This window comes from Pseudomonas sp. Snoq117.2, from assembly GCF_900110545.1.
Classification (GTDB): domain Bacteria; phylum Pseudomonadota; class Gammaproteobacteria; order Pseudomonadales; family Pseudomonadaceae; genus Chryseomonas; species Chryseomonas benzopyrenica.
Genome location: NZ_FOED01000035.1, coordinates 1 through 8,993, shown reverse-complemented (window position 1 = coordinate 8,993; position 8,993 = coordinate 1). Strand labels below are relative to the sequence as shown.

Annotated in this window: 8 protein-coding genes; 2 read left to right on the top strand and 6 right to left on the bottom strand. The window is 62.2% G+C overall.

Annotation, left to right across the window (positions count from 1 at the left end; genetic code table 11):
- Positions 1 to 1,424: 1,424 nt before the first annotated feature.
- The gene (locus BMZ43_RS25715; RefSeq protein ID WP_093257807.1) at positions 1,425 to 3,461 is read right to left on the bottom strand and encodes a DNA topoisomerase III; all 2,037 of its coding nucleotides are present in this window, start codon (positions 3,459 to 3,461) and stop codon (positions 1,425 to 1,427) included.
- A gap of 287 nt (positions 3,462 to 3,748) precedes the next feature.
- Here BMZ43_RS25715 and BMZ43_RS25710 point away from each other — a divergent pair, with 287 nt between their 5' ends.
- A complete protein-coding gene (locus BMZ43_RS25710; protein WP_256563555.1) occupies positions 3,749 to 4,567 on the top strand; it encodes a 6-hydroxymethylpterin diphosphokinase MptE-like protein in 819 nt (272 codons plus the stop codon).
- A 14-nt stretch (positions 4,568 to 4,581) separates the two neighbouring features.
- On the opposite strand, the gene BMZ43_RS25705 is transcribed toward BMZ43_RS25710, so the two are convergent.
- Positions 4,582 to 5,457 carry a glycosyltransferase gene (locus BMZ43_RS25705; protein WP_052504078.1) on the bottom strand — a complete coding sequence of 292 codons (876 nt, stop codon included), beginning with the start codon at positions 5,455 to 5,457 and terminating at the stop codon, positions 4,582 to 4,584.
- Between the two features lie 4 nt (positions 5,458 to 5,461).
- Entirely contained in the window at positions 5,462 to 6,379 is a 918-nt protein-coding gene (locus BMZ43_RS25700; RefSeq protein ID WP_082066232.1) for a glycosyltransferase family 2 protein, read from the bottom strand.
- Between the two features lie 235 nt (positions 6,380 to 6,614).
- Here BMZ43_RS25700 and BMZ43_RS27045 point away from each other — a divergent pair, with 235 nt between their 5' ends.
- Positions 6,615 to 6,743 (top strand): hypothetical protein, encoded by a 129-nt coding sequence (locus BMZ43_RS27045; protein ID WP_256563551.1) that lies wholly within the window; start codon positions 6,615 to 6,617, stop codon positions 6,741 to 6,743.
- On the opposite strand, the gene pilM is transcribed toward BMZ43_RS27045, so the two are convergent.
- From pilM to pilV, 3 genes are read right to left on the bottom strand one after another with little or no spacing between them, the layout of a single operon-like run.
- Entirely contained in the window at positions 6,740 to 7,177 is a 438-nt protein-coding gene (gene pilM / locus BMZ43_RS25695; RefSeq protein ID WP_093257804.1) for a type IV pilus biogenesis protein PilM, read from the bottom strand. The two genes, BMZ43_RS27045 and pilM, sit on opposite strands and share 4 nt — an antisense overlap.
- Before the next feature lie 3 nt (positions 7,178 to 7,180).
- On the bottom strand, positions 7,181 to 7,399 hold the full coding sequence (locus tag BMZ43_RS25690; RefSeq protein WP_058788553.1) for a hypothetical protein: 219 nt from the start codon (positions 7,397 to 7,399) through the stop codon (positions 7,181 to 7,183).
- A gap of 9 nt (positions 7,400 to 7,408) precedes the next feature.
- Entirely contained in the window at positions 7,409 to 8,842 is a 1,434-nt protein-coding gene (pilV, locus tag BMZ43_RS25685; protein ID WP_093257801.1) for a shufflon system plasmid conjugative transfer pilus tip adhesin PilV, read from the bottom strand.
- Between the last annotated feature and the right edge of the window lie 151 nt (positions 8,843 to 8,993).

Here is an 8,993-nt window from a genome sequence, read left to right as displayed (position 1 = left end):
CCGCCGATACGATCGGTTGCGGAAACTCGACAACACGACGTTCAGCCGGTGCTATGGGCGGACGTGCAGCACGTGCCTGGGCTTGAGCATTTCGCACGGAGCGAATGATTTCACGCAGGGCAGTACCGACGGATTCGCCAAAGCGATAGCTCAGGGTAGTGGTGGTCATGGTGTTTCTCCTGCAGGTGAGTAATGCGGAGAAACACTGATCCCGGGCGGGGGAGTGTGTCCCCGCTGGGTAGGTAGAGCAGATGTGTGAGGTGCCTCCATCAACCGGTAGAACCGGTCAACCGTTCGCGCCTCCGGAAGCTTGGCGAACTATGGGTGCGGATCGACGTGGGTGGCCACGTTGCAGTCTTGAGATCCAGAGCTGCCTGGGCATGTTGCTGACGACGTCAGCGGAACATGGGGCAATCATCTGAGGCGGCGGATAGGGCTGTCAAGCGGAAGGAGAGTAGAGCAAGGCAGGAGCGGAAGCGGCGTTGGAGCGAGGTGAGAAAAGCAGGAGAAGCGCGCCAGGCGCAGCGCTGGGTCTAGCAGCAAGGCGCCTCGGCGAGGGTGAGGCTAGTGGAGCTCAAGAGAAAGATGCCACCTGTGAGCGTGAGCACCGGCACTGGTGGTCCCTGGGCATTGACCTACCGTCCTGATGATCGTCGCATTCACCCGACCCGTTATCGTGGCTAGGGCCAGTAATTGCAAGGCACGCATCCGCGCACAAAGGGATCCCATTTTTGCGCCGGCGGGCACCGGCAGAGAGGAGGGCTACCCGAGGGGTAGCCTCGTCCACCAGGCAATGCCGAGAGGACCAGGCTACCCTTCGAATGCAGCTGAAGGGGAGGAACAGTGTGGGCCAACACACCAGGTTGGCCCTAGGTCTAGTATGCACCGAACCTTCTGTGAGCCCTATGTGCCTGTAAACCCGCTTATCACGAAGTTAGACGGCTGCGTGTCAGCTGCGGAGCAGGGAGACACAGGGAGAGCATCACGCAAAGATCTACACGCCCTACCCGATGCTTAGCGTGCTCTTGGGGGTGGAGCTTCAGGACCAGGTCGAGAAACTCCGGGGTTGCCACTGATGACCGCCAGTGCGCGAGCGGGGTGGAACGCTTGCATTATGGGGGGGGAATTCTGCCTAAAGCAATATCGCACGACCTATCACCCTTGGAGTCGGACCCTAATAGGACACCTGCGGTGTCCACTGACCGTCGTAGCCATCGCTACGGCAGGGACCACTCATGATAGCGGTGACAATCCAGCATCTTGCTGACGGTAATGCACAACCTTGGCGTGTCTCGATTCCTGGTGCGGATGCCTACTTCGCGAGTGAAAGGGAGGCAAATGAGTACGCCGATCTGCTTCAAACGCGACTCCAAGCGCCTCACCCCTGGCCACAGGACGGCAAAAAAGACCCTCAAGATCCTTCCTCAAGCTGAGCGGCCACCTGCCCTTGTCGACGGCTTTGCCTTACCTGAGTCGCCCTTGCCTTTCCCTTTTGACGTTTCAATGCTCACAAGGCCCTTGCAGTCGGGGTAGCGCAGGCACGACCAGAAGTCGCCGCTCTTACCCTTTCGCTGCGCCATTTTGCCCTGGCAGAGCGGGCAGGACGGGCCTTCCGGGACCTTGATGTTGAGCGTGGTCTGGCGGTACTGGGCGACCAGCTTGCCGATCCAGGCACCCTGCTTGGCGATGAAGTCATCCAGCTGCATGGTGCCGGCCTCGATCATGTCCAGCGCCTGCTCCCAGATGGCGGTAGTGCCCGGGTCGGCCACAGCCGGCGGCACCGCGGCGATCAGCGAGACGCCGGCGTCGGATGCCCGCACTGCCTTGCCCTTTTTGAGCAGGAACTGACGATCGATCAGCCCCTGGATGATGCTGGCCCGGGTGGCCTCGGTGCCGATGCCCGTGGTCTCCTTGAGCTTGGCGGCCAGGCGCGGGTCGGTCACCAGCTTGGCCACGGTCTTCATCGCCTTGATGAGATCGCCCTCGGTATAGGGCTTGGGTGGTTGCGTCTGCTGCGCCTTGAGCTGGGCCTGCTGCACCTGGGCGCGAGAGGCGTTCTGCAGTGGCGGCAGGATCTGCGAGCGGTCCTTCTCCTTGCTGTCCTCATCCTCCTCAGCGGCAGGCGCGGCCTGGAACAGCGTCTTCCAGCCAGGCACGACGATGCGCTTGCCCACCGCTCGTAATGCCACCTGATTGCAGTCGAAATCTGCCACCGTCCGGTCGAATTCGTGGTGGGGCATGAACTGGGCAAGGTAGTGCGCGCGGATCAGGCTGTAGACCGCCCGTTCCTTGTCGCTCATGGCCGCCAGGTTGGCGGGCTCCAGGGTCGGGATGATGCCGTGGTGCGCGGTGATCTTGGCGTCGTTCCAGGCCCGCGAGCGCTGCGCCGGATCAATGCTGGCCAGCACCGGGGAAATGGACGGATCCGTCCGCCGGATCGCCTCGAGCACGGCCGGTACCTCCGGCAGCATGCTGGTGGGCAGGTAACCGCAGTCGGTCCTGGGGTAGGTCGTCGCCTTGTGCGTCTCATACAGCGCCTGGGCGACGTTCAGGGTCTCCTGGGCCCCGAGGCCGAGCTTCTTGGAGCAGATCTCCTGCAGCGTGCCCAGATCGAAGGGCAGGGGCGCCACCTCCTTGACCCGCTCGGTCTCGACCGACACCGCAATGGCGGTAGATCCAGCAGTGAGGCGCGCCTGCGCCGCCTGGGCATGGCGCTGATCCAGGCAGCGCCCCTCGTCATCGGTGATGTCGCGGGCAGGCCGCCACTGCGCGGTGAACGTTTGGCCGTTGGCGGCCAGCAACACGTCCAGGCTCCAGAACGGTACCGGGACAAAGTGGGCGATCTCTCGGTCGCGGTCGACCACTAGGCGCAGGGTGGGCGTCTGCACTCGTCCTACCGACAGCACCCCACTGTACCCGGCCTGGCGGCCAAGCAGGGTGAACAGCCGGGTGAAGTTCATCCCGATCAGCCAGTCCGCCCGGGAGCGAGCCAGCGCGGAGTGATACATGGGAAAGGTTTCGGCCCCGGGCTTGAGGCTCGCTAGGGCCTGGCGGATCGAGGCGTCGTTGAGCGCTGATAGCCACAGGCGCTGGACGGGGCCGCGGTAGCCGCAGTGCTCCAACAACTCGCGGGCGATCATCTCGCCCTCGCGATCGGCGTCAGTGGCGATGACCAGTTCGGTCGCTTCCTTGAGCAACGTCTTGACCACCTTGAACTGACTGCTGGTCTTGGGCTTGACCTCGACCTTCCAGCTCGCCGGCAGGATCGGCAGCGCGTCCAGCGACCAGGACTTCAACTGCGGATCGTAGGCCTCGGGCGGCGCCTGCTCGAGGAGGTGGCCGATCCCCCAGGTGACGACCACGCCTTGGCCGCGAATGCAGCCCTCACCGCGTCCAGTGGCGCCGAGCACCCGGGCAATGTCCTTGCCCTGGCTGGGCTTCTCGCACAAAAACACACGCATGGGATTCCCCTATCGATAGCCATCTGGCCTACAGGGCGAACGGTGGCAGGTGCGGTACTTCCGAGCAGCGCTTAACCGAATCTGGTGCAGATATGGTTACAGCTTGGAGATAGTTGTCCCGCTAACGATCATTGCCGGCGGAGGACTTGGTTTGGGACCATAGCGACCTGGGTCAATTTTCAGCGGACACCAGCTGCCAGCGTTTTCTGCTTTCCGAGTGGGATCTTCTGCAACAGCCCCCTCGCTTTCGATAACAACAAGCCCTTCCGAACGAACCCTATTCGCGCTTGGCCAAGGTCAAGTTGTCTGGCCCGCCTATGGAGATTGTCCACGTGGGAAGCGCTTTCGCGTCGCAAAAAAATGCCCATCGGGGCGCCGTCCTGATCTTGGCGTCCGGTCCTTCATCCGCCGAGCTCGACATTCATCGCTGGGCCGGCGTGCCGATCATCACCATGAATGGCGCAGTCATTAAGCTCCTCGAGGCATCCATTCGACCGCTGTACTACGTCTGCAGCGATCGCAGCTTCCAGGAGCAGCAACCGGCTCTCTATGAGGCCGCAGTCGAGCAAGCGCATGGCCTAGCCCTTTGGCCTGAGGACATCCAGCGGCTATCAAGCCGATATGCTGGCAAGGCCTACGCGCTTCGCAAGGCACCCCGGGCAAGCTTTCGTGACTACTTCGGCCGCGATCAGGGCCAGGCCGTGCGCCTGGTCTCGCCCTTCAGCAAACGGGCGCGGGACATTGGCTTTAGCAAGGACATGGACTACGGCGTATTCGACGTACGCACGGTTGCGTACATCTGCCTGCAGCTGGCCTATCACCTGGGCTTCGATGAGATTTACCTGGCAGGGGTCGATCTCAATGTCCAAGCACCGCGCTTCTACGAGACTGCTCCTGGGCAGTCAGCGCCGTGTGGCCTGGATCAGCACCTGCAGACGCGAATCCTGCCAGCGATGGAGCTGGCCGCTGGCGTGCTGGCCGCAGAGGGTCGTCGTGTCGTCAATCTGTCCCAGCAGAGCCTGGTTCCGGAGCACGTCTTCCCCCGGGCGTGTCCGCATCAGGTGCAGCGTGAACTGAATCGTCCCCAACGAGCACTTGCGTCGTAAGAGGGCCAGGTGGCCTAGCGGAATTTCAATGGGTAATAGCAGAGAAACTTCACCGCCAGCCACCACAGCTTGGGATAGCCGAGCGCGCCGCTGGCCTGCACCCACTCCCACCGCAGGCGCCACGGCGCCTTGACCTTGCGCAAGAATTTCATCCAGAAGCGCGCCCCGCGTTGCTCCAGCACCCTCACCGAGAGGTCATCGGCACCAAGTGCTACGCGGGCGACCGCTTCCTCGCGCAGCGCCTGGTAGTCGAGCGCGGCCCGCATCCAGCGCGCATCGAAATGGCCCTCCGAAAAGTGGCGCAGGCCGACGTCGTAGACCACCGCCACCCCATAATGGCGACTCACCCGTAGGGCGAAGTCGATGTCATAGAAATGGAAGGGGGGCAGGGCTTCGTTGAAGGGCAGCTCAAGGACCACCTCGCGGCGAGCGCAGATCCAGACCCCATCGAGCGTGCAAACCGGCTGACGCGGACGCCTATCGCCTGCAGGGCGAAGGTGAAACAGGTTGTCCGTACCGTCACGATGCCGCTGGTACAGACGCATGCAGTTCGTCTCGGACTTGCCGGCGGCCATCCAGCCGGAAGGGCCACGGCTCTTGAAGCGGGCCCCGGCAACGCCGATCGCACCTAGCTGGTCGTCTTCCTGGAAGTGGTCAACCACCCTGAGGCCCCAGTTCACCTCCAAGAGCTCCAGATCCTCGTGCATGAAGCACACGATGTCGTGCCGAGCACGCTGGGCGCCTTCGTTGTAGACGGCGCATAACCCACGATTAGCTTGCCGGTTGTCGATGGCGATCAGCTGGTAGGGCACGCCGATCGTGGCTTCGATGTTTCGCGTAACCGCTTCCAGCAGCTCAGGCTTCACCGAGCAAATGACGATGGAGATCATGGCGCTACTTCCTGGAAGGCCGGTAGGGCGTAAGCAGACGTCGTACCCGGTGCAGGGTAGTGCGGTCCATAGAGCGCAATGGGATTAGCCGCAGCATGCGCAGCGCTTCGAGCTTGTCGTGCCGCACGGCGTATTTAAGCGCCTTGTTGACGACTGACGTGTGCCCCTGCCGATAGCCAGGGTGATCCTGATAGGGCGCGATGGCGAGCAGATCCGCCTCAAGCAGCAGCCGGTATCGGCGGGAAAGGTTTCCCGCGTGACGGCGATAGCGCGTGACCATCACGGGTAAGATCGCAATAGGTTGGCCCAGGGCCGAGACCTTGAGGGTCATCTGGAAGTCCTGGACGCGAATTGCCGGATCGTAGCCGCCGACCTCGTCGAGTATCGCCTTGCGATAAAGCGCAACCGGTGCCCCGACCACCCGCGTCTTCCGTAGCGCCTCATCGAAGTCCAGCAGTTGAACGGCTCCAGCGTGCTGGTCCTTGAGCCAGTTGCCGTTGCTGTCCATGAAACTGACCAAGGCGCCCACACAAGGCGTCTCGGGATGCTCCTCCAGGTAGGCCGCGCGGATCCGCAAGGATTGCGGCAGCATCACGTCGTCCAGATCCGGTGTGGCGACGTACTTGCCTCGGGCATGGGCGAGGCCGGTATTTAACGCAGCGCTGACGCCAGCATTGGGCTGAGTCACCAGCTCGAAGTCAAATCGCTCCTGCAGCGCGACCAGGCGCTGCACACTGTCATCGGTTGATCCATCGTCAACGACGATGACCTCGAAGCGCGGGTAGTCCTGGGCATAGATACTGGCCAGGCCTTCCTCAAGATAAGCACCTGCGTTATAGCAGGGCACGATCACGGAGATCAGGGGCAGATGCCTCAGGGCATCATCATCCGGTGACATGCGCGGGAGGGGGAGAGCTTGCATAGCGAAAGGTCCATTCTTGACGCCATGAAATTGTACTTGGAGCGATGGACAGCACGCGACTCAAACGTCATTTTTGAGACCCGAAAGCTTTGGGGATTCACCGTTCGCCTATCTGCCATAATCCGGTCCTACCAGTCATTCCCCGAAACCCTCCACTGGTCCACGCCCTTGGACGCCTGCCTGAATTTTCATGCTACCCAAACGATCCAAAGTGACTTCCTATGTGGATTTCAGCATGGACACCGAAGACCACCCGACCGATATGATCGCTACGGCCGCCAGTGGCCTGATGATGGCTCTGACATTGACCGTTGGCGCTGTTCTAGCCGGCGGCTTTGCCCTGCTCGCTGAGCTATTGGTCTAGCGATAGGCGACCGCTGCACCGGCAGGGACGGCTGATGGTAAAGCGATCCCGGTAGCGCCAGAGGAAGGGCTTACGAGTTGCCCGTTCGTTGCGTAGCCCACTGCGGCGGATTCGGTGAGCTCAGCAAGGGTCGTCACCAGGCCGTTGGGGGGCGACGCATAGTAGGCGTAGCTGGATCCTGCCTGCACGTAGCCGTTCACCCCTGCCGCATGCACCCACCAGGTGGGCAAGGCCAGTGCAGAATCCGCAGGCGCGCCAGCGATGCCCGGGTTGTTGTAGGCGTACTCAGCCAGCGCATTCCGATAGATCAGCAGGTTGTGGGCGAGCGCTGACACATCGACCCCCTGGCGGCGGTCGTCGCTGCGCTGCAGCTGCTCGCTCAGCAAACCGGCCCCTGCCAGCATCACGACCATGATGACCCAGAGCATCGGCATGGCTCAGCCCACCTTCCGGCTCAGGCGGTGCTGTTCGTCAACCAAGGTCTGAAGCTGCTCCGGATCAATCATCTCCTCGAGCAGAGCATCGACTTGGTGCAGCAGCTCCCGGGCCTGATGGGTCCCCGGCTCGTCGAGGGCCATGGTTTCCAGCGTCTGCTGCTGGACACGCACAGCGCTGGCCAGAAGGCGCAGCGCTAGGAGGGTTGGAATGTCGTACATGCGGCTACCTCAGAATTCACAGCAAAAGATGGTCGCATAATCGTTCTGGCCGATGGCGATGTTGGGCGTAGACGCCCAACGCTGCCCACTGCCACCTGTGTCCCAACCGACCTTTGTGCCCACGGGGCACGCCCGAGTTGTCACGTCGTTCGGGTCGTAGCCCGGAATGGTGTAGGCCGTGCAAGTCGGTGTTTTGGCCTTGGGTCTACGCCACAGCCCACTCTCGCAAGAGAGCAATGCACCAGCGCCATCACGGCTCACGAGTCCATTTGGGCTACAACCCCAGTTTTCATTGGCTGAGCCAATCAACTGGATGTATTCGCCGACATACGTCCTGCCGTCAGAGAAGAGACTATTACCGCGCATCTGGCCGGACGTGTAGACGTTCTTGCCCGCATAGGTACGCACCCAGTCACTATCCGTCATGTGCCAGCCGCCGCCCCACTTCTCGCTGTACCAGCCGGTATCCCCACGAGTCCTGAACCAACCCGTGGTATAGGTCTCCCCTGACATGCTGGCGGTGACGCCCTGGACGTTGCCACGCGCATACATCGAGCCGGTGGTCGTGTCTCCAGTGACAGCGACATTGCCTCCGACGGTGGCATTGCCGTTCATGGACGCATTGCCCTGCAGGTACATGGAACCCGCCCGGAGGTCTCCGCCGGCCGTGAGCGTGCCGTTGAGGTTCACGTTGCTAGTCGCGTTGACGTTGCGGCCGGCGTTCACATCGCCAGAGATATTGGCGGTACCCGAGGCGGTGATATTGGCCGCATTGTTGAGGTCGTTGCCGCCCATGTTCAGGGCGGTGTTCATCCGATTCAGCTCGGGCTTGCCGGCGATGGCATTGCGGTAGAGGTAGTCGTTGGCCAGGGTGCCGTCCTGCAGGAACAGGGCACTGGCGGTGTGGCCCACGCCCGGGTTCACACCGTAGTTGCTCAGGGTCAGCGACCAGCCCCCGCGCACGCCCTGGATGATGCCGGTGTTCGCCACCGGCACGAAGCCGCCCGGGGCGCCGAGATTTTCGGCGATCTCACGGGTGCCCATCTCATCAATGGCCTGGCCACCGGTGGTAAGCACGATGGATTCGAGCTGGTTGGTCGCGACCCGCCTGGCTAGCACAACGAAGGTCTGGCCAAAGGCGTTGGTGTCGGTGAAACCCGCAGGGAGGTATTTGGTGTTGCGCAGCATCGCCGGGGTGATCTGCGCTGGCGTCGTGGTGCCGGCGGCCGCGTAAACCGTGGCGAAGTTGTCCTTCAGGTACTTGGCCGCGGCGTCGGCAACCTGCTTTTGCTGGTCAGCCGCGATCCGATAATTCTGAGAGTCCATCTGATTGGCTACCAGGACCGCGGTACCGGTCATCATGGCAGCGAAGACGATCAGGCCAAAGAGCATATCCAGGGCGATGAAGCCCCGCTGTGATGCTTTGCTGAGTGAGGTATTCATCCTCAGAGGTCTCGTTTGAGTTGATTGTCGATGTCCTGGTCCAGCTGCGCGATGTGCCCCGCCCGAATCTTCTCGCGGATGCTGGGCCCGTCTTCACCGGTGACCAGAAGGCTGCGCACCTTGAGGATGCGGCGGTCATTGCGGGTTTCCA